Source organism: Microcoleus sp. AR_TQ3_B6, assembly GCF_036702785.1.
Lineage (GTDB): Bacteria > Cyanobacteriota > Cyanobacteriia > Cyanobacteriales > Microcoleaceae > Microcoleus.
This window is the reverse complement of the sequence record NZ_JAUBVJ010000131.1, coordinates 1-17,232: the sequence shown is the minus strand read 5'-3', so window position 1 is coordinate 17,232 and position 17,232 is coordinate 1. Positions and strand designations below refer to the sequence as shown.

The 17,232-nt window shown below is 43.7% G+C and carries 19 protein-coding genes, 1 pseudogene and 1 riboswitch; of the genes and pseudogenes, 13 read left to right on the top strand and 7 right to left on the bottom strand.

Translation table 11 applies throughout. From position 1 onward, the window contains the following. The first annotated feature begins 286 nt into the window (after positions 1 to 286). From QUB56_RS34325 to QUB56_RS34315, 3 genes and pseudogenes are all read left to right on the top strand, one after another. A pseudogene (locus QUB56_RS34325) lies at positions 287 to 859 on the top strand (ISL3 family transposase). A 366-nt stretch (positions 860 to 1,225) separates the two neighbouring features. Beyond that, positions 1,226 to 1,531: a transposase gene (locus QUB56_RS34320; RefSeq protein WP_332960821.1), complete on the top strand. Its 306-nt coding sequence runs from the start codon at positions 1,226 to 1,228 to the stop codon at positions 1,529 to 1,531. A gap of 202 nt (positions 1,532 to 1,733) precedes the next feature. Further along, entirely contained in the window at positions 1,734 to 1,862 is a 129-nt protein-coding gene (locus tag QUB56_RS34315) for a zinc ribbon domain-containing protein (RefSeq protein WP_332960819.1), read from the top strand. Positions 1,863 to 1,993: 131 nt separating this feature from the next. On the opposite strand, the gene QUB56_RS34310 is transcribed toward QUB56_RS34315, so the two are convergent. Then, positions 1,994 to 2,338: a slr1659 superfamily regulator gene (locus QUB56_RS34310; RefSeq protein ID WP_332960818.1), complete on the bottom strand. Its 345-nt coding sequence runs from the start codon at positions 2,336 to 2,338 to the stop codon at positions 1,994 to 1,996. A 442-nt stretch (positions 2,339 to 2,780) separates the two neighbouring features. On the opposite strand from QUB56_RS34310, the gene cynS reads away from it, so the two are divergent. The 6 genes from cynS to cobW all read left to right on the top strand — a co-directional run bounded on the left by cynS (position 2,781) and on the right by cobW (position 9,364). Beyond that, complete coding sequence (gene cynS / locus QUB56_RS34305) at positions 2,781 to 3,224, top strand: cyanase (RefSeq protein ID WP_332960817.1); 444 nt, start codon at positions 2,781 to 2,783, stop codon at positions 3,222 to 3,224. A 362-nt stretch (positions 3,225 to 3,586) separates the two neighbouring features. Next, the gene (clpX, locus tag QUB56_RS34300) at positions 3,587 to 4,966 is read left to right on the top strand and encodes an ATP-dependent protease ATP-binding subunit ClpX (RefSeq protein ID WP_332960816.1); all 1,380 of its coding nucleotides are present in this window, start codon (positions 3,587 to 3,589) and stop codon (positions 4,964 to 4,966) included. 178 nt (positions 4,967 to 5,144) lie between these two features. After that, positions 5,145 to 5,933 carry a hypothetical protein gene (locus QUB56_RS34295; RefSeq protein WP_332960815.1) on the top strand — a complete coding sequence of 263 codons (789 nt, stop codon included), beginning with the start codon at positions 5,145 to 5,147 and terminating at the stop codon, positions 5,931 to 5,933. After that, the gene (locus QUB56_RS34290; RefSeq protein WP_332960814.1) at positions 5,933 to 7,435 is read left to right on the top strand and encodes a hypothetical protein; all 1,503 of its coding nucleotides are present in this window, start codon (positions 5,933 to 5,935) and stop codon (positions 7,433 to 7,435) included. Before QUB56_RS34295 ends, QUB56_RS34290 begins: the two co-directional genes overlap by 1 nt. 128 nt (positions 7,436 to 7,563) lie before the next feature. Continuing rightward, a riboswitch (cobalamin riboswitch) is annotated at positions 7,564 to 7,710 on the top strand. 22 nt (positions 7,711 to 7,732) lie between these two features. Beyond that, on the top strand, positions 7,733 to 8,143 hold the full coding sequence (locus QUB56_RS34285) for a DUF1636 domain-containing protein (RefSeq protein ID WP_332960812.1): 411 nt from the start codon (positions 7,733 to 7,735) through the stop codon (positions 8,141 to 8,143). A gap of 192 nt (positions 8,144 to 8,335) precedes the next feature. Continuing rightward, positions 8,336 to 9,364: a cobalamin biosynthesis protein CobW gene (gene cobW / locus QUB56_RS34280; RefSeq protein WP_332960811.1), complete on the top strand. Its 1,029-nt coding sequence runs from the start codon at positions 8,336 to 8,338 to the stop codon at positions 9,362 to 9,364. Between the two features lie 94 nt (positions 9,365 to 9,458). Here cobW and QUB56_RS34275 read toward each other — a convergent pair whose 3' ends face one another. Together QUB56_RS34275 and QUB56_RS34270 are read right to left on the bottom strand one after the other, a co-directional pair. Beyond that, complete coding sequence (locus tag QUB56_RS34275; RefSeq protein ID WP_332960810.1) at positions 9,459 to 9,845, bottom strand: aspartyl protease; 387 nt, start codon at positions 9,843 to 9,845, stop codon at positions 9,459 to 9,461. Beyond that, the gene (locus QUB56_RS34270; protein ID WP_332960809.1) at positions 9,842 to 10,165 is read right to left on the bottom strand and encodes a hypothetical protein; all 324 of its coding nucleotides are present in this window, start codon (positions 10,163 to 10,165) and stop codon (positions 9,842 to 9,844) included. The genes QUB56_RS34275 and QUB56_RS34270 overlap by 4 nt, the downstream gene beginning before the upstream one ends. Before the next feature lie 195 nt (positions 10,166 to 10,360). On the opposite strand from QUB56_RS34270, the gene QUB56_RS34265 reads away from it, so the two are divergent. Both QUB56_RS34265 and QUB56_RS34260 read left to right on the top strand, forming a co-directional pair. Beyond that, a complete protein-coding gene (locus QUB56_RS34265; RefSeq protein ID WP_332960808.1) occupies positions 10,361 to 11,332 on the top strand; it encodes a GTP-binding protein in 972 nt (323 codons plus the stop codon). Further along, on the top strand, positions 11,320 to 12,402 hold the full coding sequence (locus QUB56_RS34260) for a WD40 repeat domain-containing protein (RefSeq protein WP_332960807.1): 1,083 nt from the start codon (positions 11,320 to 11,322) through the stop codon (positions 12,400 to 12,402). The genes QUB56_RS34265 and QUB56_RS34260 overlap by 13 nt, the downstream gene beginning before the upstream one ends. Before the next feature lie 396 nt (positions 12,403 to 12,798). Here QUB56_RS34260 and QUB56_RS34255 read toward each other — a convergent pair whose 3' ends face one another. Together QUB56_RS34255 and QUB56_RS34250 are read right to left on the bottom strand one after the other, a co-directional pair. After that, positions 12,799 to 13,635: a metal ABC transporter permease gene (locus tag QUB56_RS34255; protein WP_332960806.1), complete on the bottom strand. Its 837-nt coding sequence runs from the start codon at positions 13,633 to 13,635 to the stop codon at positions 12,799 to 12,801. Positions 13,636 to 13,758: 123 nt separating this feature from the next. Then, complete coding sequence (locus tag QUB56_RS34250; RefSeq protein ID WP_332960805.1) at positions 13,759 to 14,478, bottom strand: metal ABC transporter ATP-binding protein; 720 nt, start codon at positions 14,476 to 14,478, stop codon at positions 13,759 to 13,761. Between the two features lie 90 nt (positions 14,479 to 14,568). On the opposite strand from QUB56_RS34250, the gene QUB56_RS34245 reads away from it, so the two are divergent. Beyond that, the gene (locus tag QUB56_RS34245; protein ID WP_332960804.1) at positions 14,569 to 15,645 is read left to right on the top strand and encodes a metal ABC transporter solute-binding protein, Zn/Mn family; all 1,077 of its coding nucleotides are present in this window, start codon (positions 14,569 to 14,571) and stop codon (positions 15,643 to 15,645) included. A 150-nt stretch (positions 15,646 to 15,795) separates the two neighbouring features. Here the strand turns inward: QUB56_RS34245 and QUB56_RS34240 are convergent, their stop codons facing one another. Both QUB56_RS34240 and QUB56_RS34235 read right to left on the bottom strand, forming a co-directional pair. Beyond that, on the bottom strand, positions 15,796 to 16,056 hold the full coding sequence (locus QUB56_RS34240; RefSeq protein WP_332960803.1) for a DUF7219 family protein: 261 nt from the start codon (positions 16,054 to 16,056) through the stop codon (positions 15,796 to 15,798). Positions 16,057 to 16,357: 301 nt separating this feature from the next. Further along, positions 16,358 to 16,525: a metallothionein gene (locus QUB56_RS34235; protein WP_332960802.1), complete on the bottom strand. Its 168-nt coding sequence runs from the start codon at positions 16,523 to 16,525 to the stop codon at positions 16,358 to 16,360. Between the two features lie 146 nt (positions 16,526 to 16,671). On the opposite strand from QUB56_RS34235, the gene QUB56_RS34230 reads away from it, so the two are divergent. After that, on the top strand, positions 16,672 to 17,082 hold the full coding sequence (locus tag QUB56_RS34230; RefSeq protein ID WP_332960801.1) for a metalloregulator ArsR/SmtB family transcription factor: 411 nt from the start codon (positions 16,672 to 16,674) through the stop codon (positions 17,080 to 17,082). The last annotated feature ends 150 nt before the right edge of the window (positions 17,083 to 17,232 follow it).

Below are 17,232 nucleotides of genomic sequence, written 5' to 3'. Positions count from 1 at the left end.
TAGTAACAACAGAAGAAATAGAAAAAATGTTAGAGGATGCCTCATTACAATTATCCTCAAAACCATCGGCACTCAAAAAACTAGGAATTGATGAAATTGCCTTAATTAAAGGTCAAGGAAATTAGTTTGCTGTATTAATAGATTTAGAAACATCTAAATTAATCACCATTATTCCCGGGAGAACGCAAGTAGACATTAAGAAAGTCCTTATTTCATGGGTACAGAGGTCTTATAACAGATAGAAGAAGTTAGTATAGATTTGTGGAGAAGTTACAAAACCCTCGTCATGGAGCTCATACCAAATGTTCAGGTAGTAGCCGACAGATTTCATGTAGCCATACAAGTAAACAAGGAGTTAGACACACAGAAAAAACGCTAAAAAATCCCGGCAACAAATTTATAAAAAAACACAAATTTACGCTAAAACCAAGCAGAGTGTAAACAACTTTTAGAGGGATTAAACAAAAGCAAGTATCCCTTATTGAAAAATGAACAAGACTTAAATAAAAAGCAAAAAATTAAGCTAATAGAAGTGAAAATTGTGTGTTCGGTTCTCAAAATAATGCCTGAATTAAAAGAAGATTTTCGACAAATTTTTGAAAAAACAACAAATTGGTTAAAGGCATTATTTAAACTTGGACAATAGCACAAAAAATCCCAAAAATATTTTCCCAATAGCGGGAACAATATTATCCAGTGGCTGGATGAAATAATTGCTTACTTTGATAAGAGGACGACAAGTGGTGTTGTTGAGGGTATCAACAACAAGCTCAAGTTAATAAAACGTTCTGCGTATGGCTTGAGAAATTTCGATAATTACAAAAATAGATGCTTGCTTACTTGGCATTTTAATTGTTAGTTTAGCAGAGTAAGTAACGAAGAGCAAAACTTGCAATTGATTGTGATTTTTTCGACCAAAGGGTGCAAAGTTGCAACGACTTCTTCTATTAAAGTGCCAAGGTCAAAATTTTCTAAGTAAAGCTCTATCCGACCCGCTTTTATTTTAGAAATGTCGAGAATATAGTTAATTAAAGTCAGCAAGTGTTTATCGGCGTTATAATTTTTTGGGGGATGGGGAATGATGTCTTCGAGTCCCGATTACGTTGTCCGTCGAGCCGATGGATATTATTGCCAGTTGTGTAAGCTGTCGCGGATTTAAATTGCATATTCTCTGCGGGCGGGACACCCCACTCATTGTTTTATTGTTTTTTGACATACAATTTAAATTCCGCAACAGCTTATTGATAGAGAACGGATAGAGAAACGAGAACCAACAGGCAAGAAGATTGCTCTTGATGTTGGGTTGACTAATTTCTACACCGACTCAGAGGGGCAAACTGTTGATAACCCACGACATCTGAGGAAGTCCGAAAAAGCCCTCAAACGACTTAACCGCCGACTCTCCAGAACTAAGAAACGATCTAAGAATAGAGCCTCATCAAGAAATCGATTGAGTCGAAAGTACCTCAAAGTAAGTAGGCAGCGTAAAGATTTTGCCGTGAAGCTGGCTTTCCGGCGTAGTCGAGTCTAACGACTTGGTTGCCTAGGAAGATTTGCAGGTACGGAACATGATTATAAACAGAAAATTAGCTAAGTCTATTTCTGATGCTGCGCGGTCAGCTTTCCGGTAATAGGTAGAGTATTCGGCAAGGTATTTGGTATAGCAACAGTAGCTGTTCCACCGCACTACACAGCCTCAGAACTGCTCTAACTGCGGGGAAATAGTTAAAAAGTTGCTAAGTGAAAGAACTTACAGATGTCCTCACGGAGGTCACGTACAGGACAGAGATTGGAATGCAGCGCGGAACATACTTGAATTAGCACTTCGTACCCTGGGACACAGGGGAATGTTAAACTTCTAGGCGAGACATCGACAATAGCTTGAGTGAGGAAACTCCTTCAAGTAAGCCGAGTCGCAGAAAAAGGAAATCTAAGAAGTGATTCTTAGAATCCCCGTACCTGATAGTCACCGAGAATGTCAACTTTTTCTCTACTATTCGAATTCTAATTGCAAGGAAGGCATCAGCCGCTGCAAGTTCTTCAGGGATTTTTTCTGCCAGGGGATCTGTTTAGAGCCTTTTATGGCGATTTGAATATTTTTTTGCTGGCGCACTTTGATGACAAACTTTGAGACAATATTAATTCCCGAACTATTTAAAAATTCTAGCTTTCGCAAGTCTAGAGTAACCGTGTTTGGCGAGGAGTCAGCCACTTCGTTGAACAAATCGACGATGGGCGCGTATTCTTCCACCAGGTTGAGTCGGAACGCGCCGCAGCAGGTGACTGTTTGCGTATCGCGATCGTACTGGAGCGTGTAATCTTTGGTCTTAATCTCCATACTTTTTTCGGTTGTGGGTTGTGAGCGGTAAAGGGGCTTTGGCTGCGGGAGCGAGAATTGATCTTCACGCTAGCACGATAAAAATTCGGCTGTTTGCGGAATGCCTAAAGCCTTTGCTTGTGTAACTTGTACTGCCTATACTGCCAACTGTACCATCGCCGCAGGGCAGTTATGAGTTATTTTGGGATTAATTCAGTTGGGATACCAGGCGAGAAAAAAGACTGCAACTGTTGACTAGCTCTCAACCCTGGTAGTCATCAGCCATTGGCAAATCTCAAATCTCCAATGTCAAATTGTATGAGTTGTGGGGGTTGACGAGACCAGCTTTTGCTGAAGTTCCGAGTGATAAATTCGGTTTTTTTTCTGATTTTGGTATTGACAAAATCACCAAAATGTGAGAAATATTTCACATCTGACACAGCAGTGAGTGGGAGAATATTTAATGGCAATTTCAGAAATTACAGAAAAGCTTTTGGCTGCTAAAAAAGCTAAGGGAATTAGTTTGGCAGATTTGGAAAAAGTTTTGGGGCGCGACGAAGTTTGGATTGCGGCGGTTATTTACCGTCAAGCAACCGCATCGGTCGATGAAGCCGAGAAAATTGTCTCGGCTTTGGGCCTAGATAGCGAGACGGCTGCGGTTCTCTGTGAACCTCCGTTAAAAGGTTCTTTGGAAGCCTCGGTTCCGGTCGATCCTCTGATTTATCGTTTCTATGAAATTATGCAGGTTTACGGGATGCCGCTCAAAGCAGTGATACACGAAAAATTTGGTGACGGGATTATGAGCGCGATCGACTTTACTTTGGATGTCGAGAAAGAAGCAGACCCAAAAGGCGATCGAGTGAAAATAATTATGTCGGGAAAATTTTTGGAATACAAAAAATGGTAAGCCAGTGCTGTTTTACCTTCAAATGAGAATTAAAAATTAAAAATTGGGTGGAATGGCTAATGACTAATGACTGAAGCCTCAAAAGTGTTAACTTATAAATAGAGCTCGCAAAGCTTGACTCCGCCAAAAAACGGAAACAAGCCCCCGACGCCAGAAGTGCAGAGCGCCAAATTTTAGACCAAAGTTCAAGCTCCAAAATTCATCTGTGGAGTAAATCTAAAATCTAAAATCTAAAATCTAAAATAGAGTGACTGGCTTGGGTGTCCGATCGGGAAACCTTTCTAGGGCAGAGCAATGGGTCGCTCCCGCGGCAACTTCCCCAGTCGAAACAAGCAACCGCAACCGTAAAGTAAGAGGCAAATATGTCAAAATATGACTCCCATCTGAGATGCTCCTTTTGCGGCAAGTCGCAAGAGTACGTCCGCAAGTTAATAGCTGGGCCCGGCGTCTACATTTGCGATGAATGCGTGGAACTGTGCAATGAAATTTTAGAGGAGGAGTTCTTTGACTCCAGTAAAACAATTGGTCAACAGATTCCCCAATCAGAGGTGCGAGAGTCTCCAGGACAAGGAACGCGGCGCCCGGGTCGATCGAATAAATCGAAAATGGTTTTAGGTCAAATTCCGAAACCGACAGACATTAAGCACCATTTAGACAACCACGTCATCGGCCAGCATTCAGCAAAAAAAGTCCTTTCTGTAGCAGTTTACAACCACTACAAGCGCTTGAGCGTTGACCAAGCTAAAGATAACGAGAAGTCTTCCCCTGACAGCGATGTAGAACTGCAAAAATCCAACATCCTCCTAGTCGGGCCGACAGGTTGCGGCAAAACCTTGTTAGCCCAAAGTTTGGCGCAAATGCTCGAAGTCCCGTTTGCGGTAGCCGATGCGACGACGCTGACAGAAGCTGGATATGTCGGCGACGATGTAGAAAATATTTTGCTGCGGCTGTTGCAAATGTCGGATTTTGATGTGGAATCGGCGCAGCGCGGCATTATTTATATTGATGAAATTGACAAGATTGCTCGCAAAAGCGAAAACACTTCGATCACTAGGGATGTATCGGGAGAAGGAGTGCAGCAAGCGCTGCTAAAAATGTTGGAAGGAACAGTGGTTAATGTGCCCCCGCAAGGCGGCCGCAAACATCCTTACCAAGATTTTATTCAAATTGACACGAGCAAAATTCTATTTATTTGCGGCGGTGCTTTTGTCGGTTTGGAAAAAATAGTCGAACAGCGTTTGGGTAAAAAATCCTTGGGCTTTATTCAGCCAACAGCAAGCGACAGCAACTCAACTTTGCCGGCGAAAGACAAGCGGGCCGCTGATATTTTGCAGCAGGTACAGCCGGACGATTTAGTCAAGTTTGGTTTGATTCCTGAGTTTGTCGGGCGGATACCGGTGGTGACGGTGATTTCGCCGCTGGATGAAGCAGCTTTGATGCAGATATTGACTGAGCCCCGGAATGCGCTGGTGAAGCAGTATCAAAAGCTGTTGAAGATGGACAGCGTGGAATTGGAATTCCAGCCGGAAGCGCTGCGGGCGATCGCCCAGGAGGCCTACCGCCGCAAAACTGGCGCCCGAGCTCTCCGCAGCATTTTAGAAGAGTTAATGCTGGATGTGATGTACGAGTTGCCTTCTCGCAAGGATGTGGCTAACTGTCTGATTACTCCTGAAATGGTCGAGAAGCGATCGACTGCCGAATTGCTGTGGCACCCCGCATGGCGGAAGCACGAAACTGCATAGTTTGTAATCTGTAGGGTGCTTGTGGCGCACCCTACAGGTCGTATTCGTAGTTATTCGTAAGGCGCGCACGGCGCACCCAGCCCCCTCATGAATATTTTTGTGGTAACAGGCATCACAGAGACTCACAAAGCAACGTTGAAAATTTTGGGAGCGGTCGATCGGGTTACAGTGAAATAAAATGAGTTCTAATGAATCAGGTGTCGATGAGCCAGTAAGTAATCAGTCAGCCTTAGCCAAACTACTTTGTGGAAATGTAGTTGATGATGGAGGTGATATTGATGAGGTTCTAAGTCATTTATACGTGTCAATTAATAATGTTGTTAAAGAGCTAGTAACACTCCAATCCCTCAGTGATAACCAAATTTCATTATTTGCCCCATTTTTAGGGAGAAGTATACTTGAATTGGGATGTACCGCACTGATTGCGAGGCTCGATCCTTTTAGAGTTCTCCTGCTTAGGGAATGTCAAAGGCAGCCCAATTATCTAATGGATAAGCCTCATAAGTCCTCTATACGTTGGCAAGGTGATGTTTTGGCAGACAAAGTTACGGATCTTTGGGCTGATAAGTCACTGCAAAACCCTACTAGAGCTTTGCTTGGAGATTATTATAAGAGACTAATATGGTCTGCTAACTTTGATAAGCTGTTGGATGCAATCGAAGATGTCAGGGGGGATGAATGGATAGACAATCTTAGAATAAAAAGTTTTGACAGATTCTATGAGGAAACTTTAACTGATTTTTCAAGTGTCTACTCTGAACTTTCAAAAGGAATACATCACGAACTGGTGATTCCTTTAAGTTCAGCCTTGGATCGATACACAACTCAACAACGGATAGAGAAAACAGTTCGTAATATCGCTACCCTTGGGTTAATTGTTTCTGTAGTCAGTCATGCACTGAATAAACTCGATATTCAAGTAGCGATCGCAGCTTATAAAGAAATTCAAGAAATGGGAGTTTTCTAATGGTTAAGGCTATTTCTGAAAATCCATCGCTGATCTTAGCAGCAGAAGATTGTTCGCCTGAAGAGTTTGAGCAACTGCATTATTTCTCAAAACAAGAGGATCGTTTTATTTCTAGTTTGATTGCTCATGGCCCCGTGTTATTAAAAGGGGCGCGTGGTAGTGGAAAAAGTGCGCTTATGAGAGAAGCATCGAGAAGAATGTATCCTGAAAAAAATCTAAGCTCTGCATTTGGCATATACATCAGTCTTCGTCATCTTGAATTACTCAGAAGTGAAGGTAAGAAGTATGAAAGAATGTTATGCCAGCTAATAATTGATGCCGTAAATAAGGCAGTTATTAAAGCAGATAATCTCTTTGAGTTTGAAGCTTTGCCAAACATCACATCACTTCAGAGAGAATTATCGGGTTTATCGAGTGCATCTGGGAAAAGGATAGTTATTTTATTTGATGACGCGGCTCACATTGGTCGGGAAGCTCCGCTGCATGAATTTTTCGATATATTTCGGACTTTATCGAGCAGTACAATATCATGTAAAGCTGCTATTTACCCGGGAGTTACTAATTTTGGAACAAGGTTTGATGTATATAATGATGCTACGGTGATCGATGTTTCAAGGAATGATGAACTAAAAGACTATAATACCAACTTTGCCGAGATAATTAGAAAAAGGTTTTCTCAGCGACTTCCTGAAAAGTCTTTCTCTCGTCAATTGACTTTAGAAAATGTTGCGGGGTTGATGGGACGGGCTGTACTGGGAAACATGAGGGGATTTATATTTGCATGGAATAGTCTGTCGGGAAACTGTGGAGAAAACAAGATTAGTTTAGCCCATATAACCAAGACACTGATAGACCTTGCCAGTAATTACTATTGGCCCTTGATTGAAGAGCTTAAGCCCAAACTTGGCATATATGCACCAATGCTCGATCCTGCAACGGAGATTGCAGAATCAATATTTCAGCAGGCTGGTGAGCAAAATAAGCAGAATGTACTTATTTTAAGAGAAATTGCACAACGTCTATCAAAGCCGTTAGAACTACTTGAATATACTGGATTTATTTCAATTCGAGATGTTTCACGGGCAATGAAATCGAGAGGACGAGGAACAAGATATAGCTTGAATCTATGCACATTGTTGGAAAAAACTACGGGAGCTCGGGTTACTAATGAAATTTATACTAGGTGGTTAAATGAGCAAAATGAGAGAAATGAGCCTTTAGAATTACACAAAACAAGCGAATTGTTTAAAATTCAATTGCCTGAATTACCTGAGCATGGCGAAATGCTAATCTTAAATGAAGATATTAGCAAACTCAAGCAATCTAAGGCATATCCTTATGGACTCACCAAGCCTAAAATTGATATACTAAAAAATGCTGGGTACTCCACTGTGTCAAAATTAGCAGAAGCTAGCGACGAGTCTTTGTTAAAGCTTAAAGATATAGGCGAGGAAAACTTAAAGCGAATCCGCAGTACAGTTGCTCAAGCAATCTGGATGTAACCAAAAGCTAATACCAGTTCCCTAAAAAGGACTTTAGTGCTTACTACGAAAGTTTCTTTTATACTGCTACATATTAAAAATCGCTCCTACAAACTTAACTTTTTTCCAAAAAGGCGGCAAGTGTGATAGGATTTGATTTCGCGATCGGTTCTAGCGGGGAGCAGTCGCTAGAGGAAACGGGGAAAGTTCGGTGCAAGTCCGGCGCTGTCCCGCAACTGTAAGGAAACCGTTGTGGTTTCTCAAGTCAGAATGCCCGCCGATATCTAACTCACTTTTGAACGCATCTGCGAGGTACGGATGATGGATGGAATTAACACGGCTGTACGCACAAAGCACAGTCTGTTTGTTTGCACTGCTTGCGCTAGTGTTTGGAAAAACGGCAAGCGCGAAGGCAAAAGCGGCGGTCAACAATTCATGGAAAATTTGTCGCAACTCGCTAAAGATTGGGAGTTTTCCGATAAATTTGAGATTCAAGAGGTTGAGTGCATGAGTGCTTGCAGTCACTCTTGTGCGGTGTCTTTTGCTGCTGTTGGAAAGTACACTTATCTGTTTGGCGATTTACCAGCAAATGAGTCGGAAAGCGTCGAGGCTGTACTCGAATGCGCGGGTCAATACTATGCTAAACCGGACGGTTTGTTGCCTTGGTCTGAGCGTCCTCAAGCTCTGAAAAAAGGCGTTTTAGCAAAGATTCCTCCACTGCCAAATTAGATAGGTTTGTAGTAAGGACTTTAGTTTTTACCTTCTCGTTTCTCGTTCCCAGGCTCTGCCTGGTAACGCATATGCAGAGGCTCTGCCTCGTATTAAAAGCGCTCCTTTCTTCCAGCGAGGCAGAGCCTCTAGATTAGCATTCCCAGGCAGAGCCTGGGAACGAAATATCACCAAATAAGCACAAAATTATCCATGCACAAAATTCCTGTTACTGTCATCACTGGTTTTCTCGGTAGCGGCAAAACTACCTTAATTCGCCACTTATTGCAAAATAATCAAGGTCGCCGCATTGCTGTTCTGGTTAACGAATTTGGCGAAATCGGTATTGATGGAGAACTGCTGCGCGATTGCCAAGTTTGCGACGAAGAAGAAAATGTTAGCAGCAATATTGTTGAACTAACAAATGGTTGTCTTTGCTGCACGGTTCAAGAGGAATTCTTGCCGACTATGCAGGAATTGTTGAAGCGCAGAGAAAAAATTGATTGTATCTTAATTGAGACTTCGGGCCTGGCACTTCCTAAACCTTTAATTCAAGCTTTTCGCTGGCCGGAAATTCGCACCGGTGCTACTGTGGACGGTGTTGTTGCTGTTGTCGATTGCGAAGCTGTTGCTAGCGGTACTTTTGTCGGTGATATCGATGCTTTGATGGCACAGCGGCAGGCTGATTCTAGTTTAGATCACGAAACTCCGATCGAGGAATTGTTTGAAGACCAGTTAGCCTGTGCCGATATGGTACTTTTAACGAAGGTCGATCGCGTAGATGCTGAAACTCACCAGAAAGTCCAAAGCTGGTTGCAACAAGAGTTGCGTCCGAGTGTGAAAATTGTTCCCTGCAAAGCTGGCGAAATTAACCCCGATGTGCTATTGGGATTTAATGCGGCGGTTGAGGATGATTTGGAGTCTCGCCCGAGTCACCACGATGCTGAGGAAGAACACGAACATGATGATGATATTAACTCGACTTACTTTATTGCCGATCGCGAATTTGAACCTGAAGCTTTGGTGAAAAAACTGCAATCCTTGATGCAGCAGCAGGAAATCTATCGGATTAAAGGGTTTGTGGCGGTTCCCAAGAAGCCGATGAGGATGGTTTTGCAAGGTGTGGGCGATCGCATAGAATATTTCTACGATCGCCCTTGGCAACCTTCCGAACTCCGGCAGACCAAATTAGTGCTGATCGGTCGGGAACTCGACTCTGCTAAAATACAGTCATTCTTGTAGTGGAATGCGGGCGATTCCCTACCCTTCGGGAACGCTTCGCGAACGGGATAGCTCCGCTTCACGCTTTTTTTGACAAAGGGCGATCGTTCTTCAATCATTCTGCACTCCCTACTATTTCTAACGTCAAAATCCCGCTTGGTTTATTAACAACTAACTGCATCCTATCCAACCATTGGGAACCGATTAAAATCTCCGGAATATCCTCTCCCACATGAACGGGAACGATCAAATCTTGACCGTCAATAATTACCCAAGCTTCATAGATATCAAAAAAGCCTTCTCCCCGCGCTGTCTGCATCTCGATTTGCGGGGCAATTAAAGACCAATCTAAAGCATCTAAATCTTGAGAATTCATTGCTATAAAACCTGTGGTAAAACCAGTGTCTAGAAGCACTTCCACAGGAAAAACCTCGCCATTAGAAGCAATCAATTCTATCTCAAAAAATAACTCTCCGTTTTCCCCAAACCTTCCTGATATCATATCCGACCGCAGGTTCCTCTTTCATTGAGGCAAAATATTGTTAGCCTCACATCTCCATCGCTATATTGTTCTTTAACTTTTTCAATGATTCCGAGAAATTTCCTGTCAATTAAATACTCTCCGCTGTCGGGCTCGATCGCAATAAACCAATTGTAATACTCGCCGATCAGTTCCGGGCGAACTCGCTCAAATATTTCTCTACAGCGCAAACCGAGTTTAGTTCTTTCTGCTTTGCGCCTTGCTAATTCTTCAGGTGGTATAGTTTGGTCGGGAAAAAGTCTACCGCGCAGCGCTTTTCGCTTGGAAGATAGCGGAGTCATGGTGTTTTTCAAATTAAATTTAGAGATTGATTTATGATAACCCAACAAATATTATTTTGTCTATTTTTGACCGAATCCGACCCAAAAGCCTCCAGCGAACAATTTATTAACATTTTGTAATATTCTGGATCCTAGCAGCCTGTCTGGTATAGAATAGCGATAATGGTTATCATTGTACAATAATCGAGGTCAAGTATGGTGAGTGCTGGGGCGATCGAATCAGTTCCTGTTACCGTTCTCACGGGCTATCTGGGTGCAGGCAAAACTACCCTACTCAACCGGATTTTAACAGAGGAACACGGCAAAAAAGTTGCAGTCATCGTCAACGAGTTTGGCGAAGTAGGCATCGACAACCAACTGATAATTGATGCCGATGAAGAAATTTTCGAGATGAACAACGGCTGTATTTGCTGTACAGTCCGAGGTGATTTAATCCGGATTATCGGTAACTTAATGAAGCGGCGCGACAAATTCGACCACATAGTCATCGAAACCACAGGTTTAGCCGACCCCGCGCCCGTAATTCAGACATTTTTTGTAGACGAAGATATGCGGGACAAATTGCTGCTAGATGCAGTTGTCACCGTAGTCGATGCCAAGCATATCTGGCAGCACTGGGACGCAGACGAAGCTCAAGAACAAATTGCATTCGCTGATGTAGTTTTACTAAATAAAACAGATTTAGTGACTGATGAAGAATTGGCAGAATTAGAAAAGCGAATTCGCGCCATGAATGCAATGGCAAAAATTTACCGTACCCGCAACGCAGAATTACAAATGGATGCTTTGTTGGGCGTTAAAGCATTTGATTTGAACCGGGCATTAGAAATCGAACCAGACTTTTTGGGCGAACACGAACACGAACACGACGAAACTGTTACCTCAGTAGCAATAGTAGAACCGGGCGCCATTGACGGCAACAAATTTAGCGATTGGATTGAGGAATTGTTGCGAACTCAAGGTCCGAATATCTTTCGGACAAAAGGCATTTTGAATATCGCCGGAGACAACAAGCGATTTGTTTTCCAAGGAGTACACATGGTGTTCGACGGCCGGCAGGATCGACCTTGGAAAGCTACCGAAACTCCGAAAAATGAACTCGTATTCATCGGCCGCAACTTAAACGAAAATCAATTGCGAGAGGATTTCCGTCGGTGTCTAGTTTAAAAAGTAGCGAACAAACCCTGGAATTTCACGCCGAAGCAATGCTGTCTGACTACGTAACTGCTGTTACTTGGTCGCCGGACGGCAAAACTTTAGCAGTCTGTTCCGCTGCGGGCGAAGTGATGCTGGCGAAAGTAGGAGGAGTTAATGAATTGTCCTTGCAACCGCTACAAACTGCCACGGGTAAATCAGCCGATTGCTTGTCTTTTTCCTCCGACAACCAATTTCTAGCTGCTGGCGGCCAAGACGGAAAAGTGCGAATTTGGCGCGCCCATTCGGGCGAATTAATTGCTGATTTGGATAACCAGCGCGTCTGGGTTGACAAGTTAGCTTGGAGTCCCCACTGCAATCAGTTAGCTTTCAGTATGGGCCGGTCAGTTCAAGTCTGGAATGCTGATGATGATGTTGTTGAAGTAACGCTGAATTTCAACTCATCATCTATCCTCGATTTAGCATGGCATCCTGTTCTTAAATATCTGGCAGTTAGCGGCTATCAAGGCGTCAAAGTTTGGAACGGCGAAGATTGGGACGAAGACCCGCACGTCTTGTCAGTACCGTCTGCAACAGGTGCAATTTCTTGGTCGCCGTCAGGGGAATATTTAGCTTGCGGCAATATGGACAACACCCTAATTGTTAATGAATGGGGCAGTTTTCAACCGTGGGTAATGCAGGGTTTTCCGGGGAAAGTCCGGGAGTTAGCTTGGTCGGATAAAACTAATTCTTTGGGTGCACCTTTGTTAGCTGCTTCGAGTTCTCAAGGCATTTCCGTCTGGGAAAGAGACGCTGATGAAGAAGTCGGTTGGGAAGGTTGGGCCTTAGAAGTGCATGAAAATGTGGTAAATGCGATCGCCTTTGAACCTACCACATTTTTATTAGCTTCCGCAGCCGCAGACGGTCAAGTTTGTTTGTGGTACGAAGCAGAACAATTGCTGCAAATTCTAGAAGGTGCAGAGGGCGGTTTTTCCTGTCTCGCATGGCATCCCGAAGCCCAGTTTCTCGCCGCTGGCGGCTGTGGAGGCGAATTGCTGGTTTGGTCAAAATCTCTGGGCGGCAAAGAGTTCGGGCGGCGCTAAGTTCGCCTACGCATCCGTTTGACCAAAACATAAACAATTGAAAACTTTAGGGCTTACCCACGGGTGCCCAGAAACCGGGTTTTTCCAGCGTCTACTTCGTTGCAGACCACATCGAGTAAAAAACCCGGTTTCTAAGCGTCGAAGTGCGTCCAGCACTGAACTTGCTCTTTACAAAATCCTCTAGCAATCCTAAATCATTCAGATAAATTTGTAGGGGTAGTGCCTTTCTTTGCCTACCCCCTATCTATCGGGGCAACCACGGGGGGATTGCCCCTACAATAATTACGCAAATCATTTAGGATTGCTATAGATTACTATAAGTAGGGCGTTAAATTACTTTTTGCGTAAATAAGCATACAAAACTCACAACAGATAGAATCTGTCCGTCCAGGAGTGTTATCCTCTCTTTCTTGTCAAAATCCCTTGACTGGGACTCAACAGCAAAGCTACTAAAAATAGCCCAAAAACAACTAATACAATTGCCGCACCTGACGGCATATTCCAATAATAGCTGAGATACATACCAGTCACGCTAGCTGTAATCCCAATAATGGCTCCTAATCCCATCATTAAATGCAGCTCTTTTACCAACAAATACGCCGTAATTCCCGGTCCGATTAACAGCGAAATTACTAACAGCGCCCCCACAGTTTGCAAACTCGCAACAATCGTCAGCGTAATCGCCGAAATCATCCCTAAATAAATCCAGTTTACAGGCAAACCGCAGGCTTGCGCTCCCAGGGGATCAAAAGTATAGAATAGCAGTTCTTTGTAAAGGAGTTTAACCGCAACCAAAATTATCAAAGTAATGACAAAAGTCTGCTGCACGTCCGTCGGTGCAACTGATAAGATATTCCCAAACAAAAATCCGTCTAAGTCTAATTTAGTTGTCCGCAGCAGGCCAATCAGCGTGACGCTAATTGCTAAAAATGTAGACAAAATTAATGCCATAACTGCATCAATTTTTAGGCGCGATTGCGATTGAATCCAGGCCATTATTACCGCGCTGATGATTCCCGATATAAACGCGCCGATCGAAATATTGAAACCTAAATAAAAAGCAACCGGCAATCCTGCTAATACCGAATGGGCAATCATGTCAACCATCATTCCCATTTGCTGTACAATTAAATAGGAGCCGACAACGGCGCAGAGAATTCCTAGCAAAACGCCGACGGCGAGCGCATTTCGCATGAACTCGAACTTGAGCGGCTCAATTAGTAGATTTAACATTTAATTACTTACCTCAATAATCTTATTCTTTTAACCGCAGATACACGCAGACAAACGCAGATATAAGATAATTATCTGCGTTTATTTGCGTTCATCTGCGGTTAAAAATAAATCTTTTTCCTCTCACGCCGCAACTAAACTTAAATCGTATCCATAGGCTTTTTGAATATTGGCTGCGGTCAGAACTTCTCGGCAGGAACCAGTCGCAATCAACTGCTTGTTGAGCAATAATAAATTGTCGTACTGTTTTAAAGTTTCGCCTAAATCGTGGCTGATTACTAGCAATGTTTTATTTTGGGCTTTGAGTTCTGCAAAAATATCAAAAATAATCTCTTCTGTTGCTTGGTCGATCGCGTTAAATGGCTCGTCGAAGAAGAATAAATCGGCTTGTTGGGCGATCGACCTTGCTAAGAAAATCCGCTGCTGCTGTCCGCCCGAAAGTTCGCCAATTTGCCGATCGCGCAAATCCCACATTCCCACCCTCTGCAAAGCAGCTTTCACCAATTCTTGCGACTGCTTCGAGAAACTGCGAAACCAACCAGTCTGAACGGTTCGCGCCATCATTACCGCATTCCACACCGTAATCGGATAATCCCAGTCAATTTGCGATCGCTGCGGCACATACGCCACCCGCGACAACTGTTCCTTCAGCAGCCTCCCCTGATATTTCACCAAACCCCGACAGGTGGGGATCAATCCCAGCATCGCTTTCACCATCGTGCTTTTCCCCGCGCCGTTGGGGCCGAACACACCAGTTAATTGTCCGGCATCTAACTGGAAATTCACGCTGTTGAGGGCCGAAATTCCTCGATAATTGACAGCTAAGTCTTGCACTTCTAACATAATTCGAGATTTTGAGAACGATTCTTGTTCGTACCTACTAGAATAGGATAACTCGAAAAAGCAATAACGATTATCGTTCCAAAGGTAAAAATGTTAAAGAAGATACAAAGAAAAACTGGCCGATGGTGGGGTGCGACTGTTTTGGCGATGGGGTGCGGACTGGTTGGCTGCAGTGGAGGGCAGAATGCAACCAATCCGGTGTCAGAGAGTCCCGCCGCCACTCAAACTCAAGCCAGTCGGGCCGCCAAGTTGCCAAAAGTCGTGGCTACGACTGGCGTTATTTGCGGCATAACTAAAGAAATTGCTCAAAGTTCGATCCACACCACCTGTCTAATCAACCCGGGAGACGACCCCCACGCCTATCAAACCAAGCCGGAAGACCGCAAAGCAATTGAAACCGCAAATCTGATTTTATACGGCGGCTACAACCACGAACCCAGCATCATTAAGTTAATTCAATCCAGCAGTAATTCCGCGCCCAAAATCGCCGTACACGAACTCGCAGTTCCCAAACCGCTAATAGGCGAACACGAGCACGAACACGGCGAAGAGAAAGCCCAGAACCAATCCCGCGCAGAAGGTGAAAAAGTCCCTGACCCTCACGTTTGGCATAACCCTCAAAATGGTCTGCGCATGGTAGAAATAATTCGGGATGAATTGATTAAAGTTTCTCCCACCAATGCTCAACTTTATACTAAAAATGCAGCAAGCTTAACAGATGAGTTACAAAAAATAGATACTTGGATCAAAGCTCAAATTGCGACTATTCCAGCCCAAAAACGCAAATTAGTAACAACTCACGATGCTTTGACTTACTATGCCGATGCTTACGGTTTGGAGATTGCTGGGGCTTTGCAAGGTGTGACGACAGAAGAACAGCCCACAGCAGCAAGAATTGCCGAATTATCTTCAGAAATTAAGACAGCGGGAGTGCCGACAATTTTTGCCGAAACGACAACTAATCCGAAGTTGATGCAGACTGTGGCGAGGGAGGCAAATGTCAAAATTTCGGACAAGGAACTTTACAGCGACGAGTTGGGCGGTCCCGGGACCGGTGCTGATACATATCAGGGAATGCTGAAAACTAATACTTGCGCCATTACTTCTGGCCTCGGCGGCAATTGCACTCCTTTTGCAAGAGAAGCAACACCAACTCCTCAACCATAGACTTCCTAGGGTGTTTTTCGGCGCACCTTACACTTTAAACTCAAAATTCAAAAGTATTTTTGGTGGAGTCGAGGCGGGTTTACAAATACTCGGGAGGTGAGTTGCAGATGTTGGTGAACCCGCCCCTACAAGATTGTTATTTATTGTGATTTAAGGTGAATTCCCCTCATCGGTACTGGGGGGTTTTTGACCAATTCCCAATTGTTTCTTAGAGGATTTTAAGTCTTTCCAAAGCATCTTAATATCTTTATAGGCTTTCTCAGCGCTAATTTTCCCTCCTGTTTCCAGCGAGCAAATATAAGTTATTTTCTGAGCAAATTCCTGCAAGTTGGCATTAAACGCCAAGTTTTCTGGTGTGAAATCACCATAGTAGCGATTGCGAGGATGTAAAAAATCTTCCCGCTCTTTCATTGACCCCTCCTAATTAAACTTTTGGTTTTCAAATTTTGATTCGGTCTCTGCTGTTAATAGCACTATTTGTACTTACTATCGCGCCACAACTTACTTCTATTGTATTCCGCAAGTAGCAATTGTACTTAGTCTTTTGTACTTAGCCTTGTGTAGTTAGTCTATTAATACAATTTTAACCTTAAATTAGTTTTGTCTTAACTTTTCTTTAACCTACAAGTAAAATAATTGGGAAATGCGTTCTTCGCATCTCCCTTTAGATAGATTTTAGAGCTGTTGATTAACCTTTTGTGAAGGCGAATATTTACTTGTTGCACTCGCAGCCGGTGTGGCCGCAGCCGCTGCCGTTGGGGTGGCCGTCCGCGCAAGCACTGGAACAGTATGTTTTGCCCTCTTTTTCAATGGCGTCACTGAGGTTGACAATGCAGAGGCAAGTAGGACAGGCGCATTTCATTTGGGTGACGGTAGTCATTTTAGATTTTCCTCGTGGGTTTGTTTATCTATACTAATATATGAACACATATTCAGATATTGGTCAAGGGTATGTAAAAGTTTTGTTACAAAACTTTTGTCGATCGCACTAAAATGAAAATGAGAATTAAAACCAGCGTGGAAAAGATGTCACCAAACTCTGCTGTTAATGGAGCGAAAAGTCAGCCTCGCGAAGTAAACGATACACCAACGTGCGATCCCTCGCACCTATTTGAGTGTTCGCGGGTCGGCGACATCCAAACACAAGTTCTCAATACCGCAAAAGCCCAGCGGATGGCAGAGTTTTTCAGTCTTTTGGGAGATGCGAACCGCCTGCGGCTGCTGTCGGTTTTGGCAAAACAAGAACTGTGCGTGTGCGACTTGGCCCAGGCTTTGAGAATGAGCGAATCAGCAGTATCGCACCAGTTGCGGGCATTGCGGGCGATGCGGTTGGTAAGTTACCGCAAGGTTGGGAGACAAGTTTTTTATAGTTTACTCGATCGACACGTTTTGGAACTTTACCAAGCCGTCACAGAACACTTAGACGAAGCAGATTGACACTCCAGGCGCGTGAACGCGCGGGGATTCTTGGTTCACTAACATACCTTTAAACTATTCATCCTTTCGGCAGTATTTAAACCAAAAACCCGTCCAATTGAACGAAGCTTCGAGCCTAATTTAAATAGCCCCAGAGGGCTTGTCTCCCCA

Excerpts from the sequence above, each read along its gene's own strand:
- cynS (WP_332960817.1), top strand. The coding sequence starts at position 2,781 with ATGGCAATTTCAGAAATTACAGAAAAGCTTTTGGCTGCTAAAAAAGCT.
- QUB56_RS34265 (WP_332960808.1), top strand. The coding sequence starts at position 10,361 with ATGGTGAGTGCTGGGGCGATCGAATCAGTTCCTGTTACCGTTCTCACG.
- clpX (WP_332960816.1), top strand. The coding sequence starts at position 3,587 with ATGTCAAAATATGACTCCCATCTGAGATGCTCCTTTTGCGGCAAGTCG.
- QUB56_RS34270 (WP_332960809.1), bottom strand. The coding sequence starts at position 10,165 with ATGACTCCGCTATCTTCCAAGCGAAAAGCGCTGCGCGGTAGACTTTTT.
- QUB56_RS34235 (WP_332960802.1), bottom strand. The coding sequence starts at position 16,525 with ATGACTACCGTCACCCAAATGAAATGCGCCTGTCCTACTTGCCTCTGC.
- QUB56_RS34240 (WP_332960803.1), bottom strand. The coding sequence starts at position 16,056 with ATGAAAGAGCGGGAAGATTTTTTACATCCTCGCAATCGCTACTATGGT.
- QUB56_RS34255 (WP_332960806.1), bottom strand. The coding sequence starts at position 13,635 with ATGTTAAATCTACTAATTGAGCCGCTCAAGTTCGAGTTCATGCGAAAT.
- cobW (WP_332960811.1), top strand. The coding sequence starts at position 8,336 with ATGCACAAAATTCCTGTTACTGTCATCACTGGTTTTCTCGGTAGCGGC.
- QUB56_RS34290 (WP_332960814.1), top strand. The coding sequence starts at position 5,933 with ATGGTTAAGGCTATTTCTGAAAATCCATCGCTGATCTTAGCAGCAGAA.
- QUB56_RS34275 (WP_332960810.1), bottom strand. The coding sequence starts at position 9,845 with ATGATATCAGGAAGGTTTGGGGAAAACGGAGAGTTATTTTTTGAGATA.
- QUB56_RS34295 (WP_332960815.1), top strand. The coding sequence starts at position 5,145 with ATGAGTTCTAATGAATCAGGTGTCGATGAGCCAGTAAGTAATCAGTCA.
- QUB56_RS34230 (WP_332960801.1), top strand. The coding sequence starts at position 16,672 with ATGTCACCAAACTCTGCTGTTAATGGAGCGAAAAGTCAGCCTCGCGAA.
- QUB56_RS34245 (WP_332960804.1), top strand. The coding sequence starts at position 14,569 with ATGTTAAAGAAGATACAAAGAAAAACTGGCCGATGGTGGGGTGCGACT.
- QUB56_RS34310 (WP_332960818.1), bottom strand. The coding sequence starts at position 2,338 with ATGGAGATTAAGACCAAAGATTACACGCTCCAGTACGATCGCGATACG.
- QUB56_RS34285 (WP_332960812.1), top strand. The coding sequence starts at position 7,733 with ATGATGGATGGAATTAACACGGCTGTACGCACAAAGCACAGTCTGTTT.
- QUB56_RS34250 (WP_332960805.1), bottom strand. The coding sequence starts at position 14,478 with ATGTTAGAAGTGCAAGACTTAGCTGTCAATTATCGAGGAATTTCGGCC.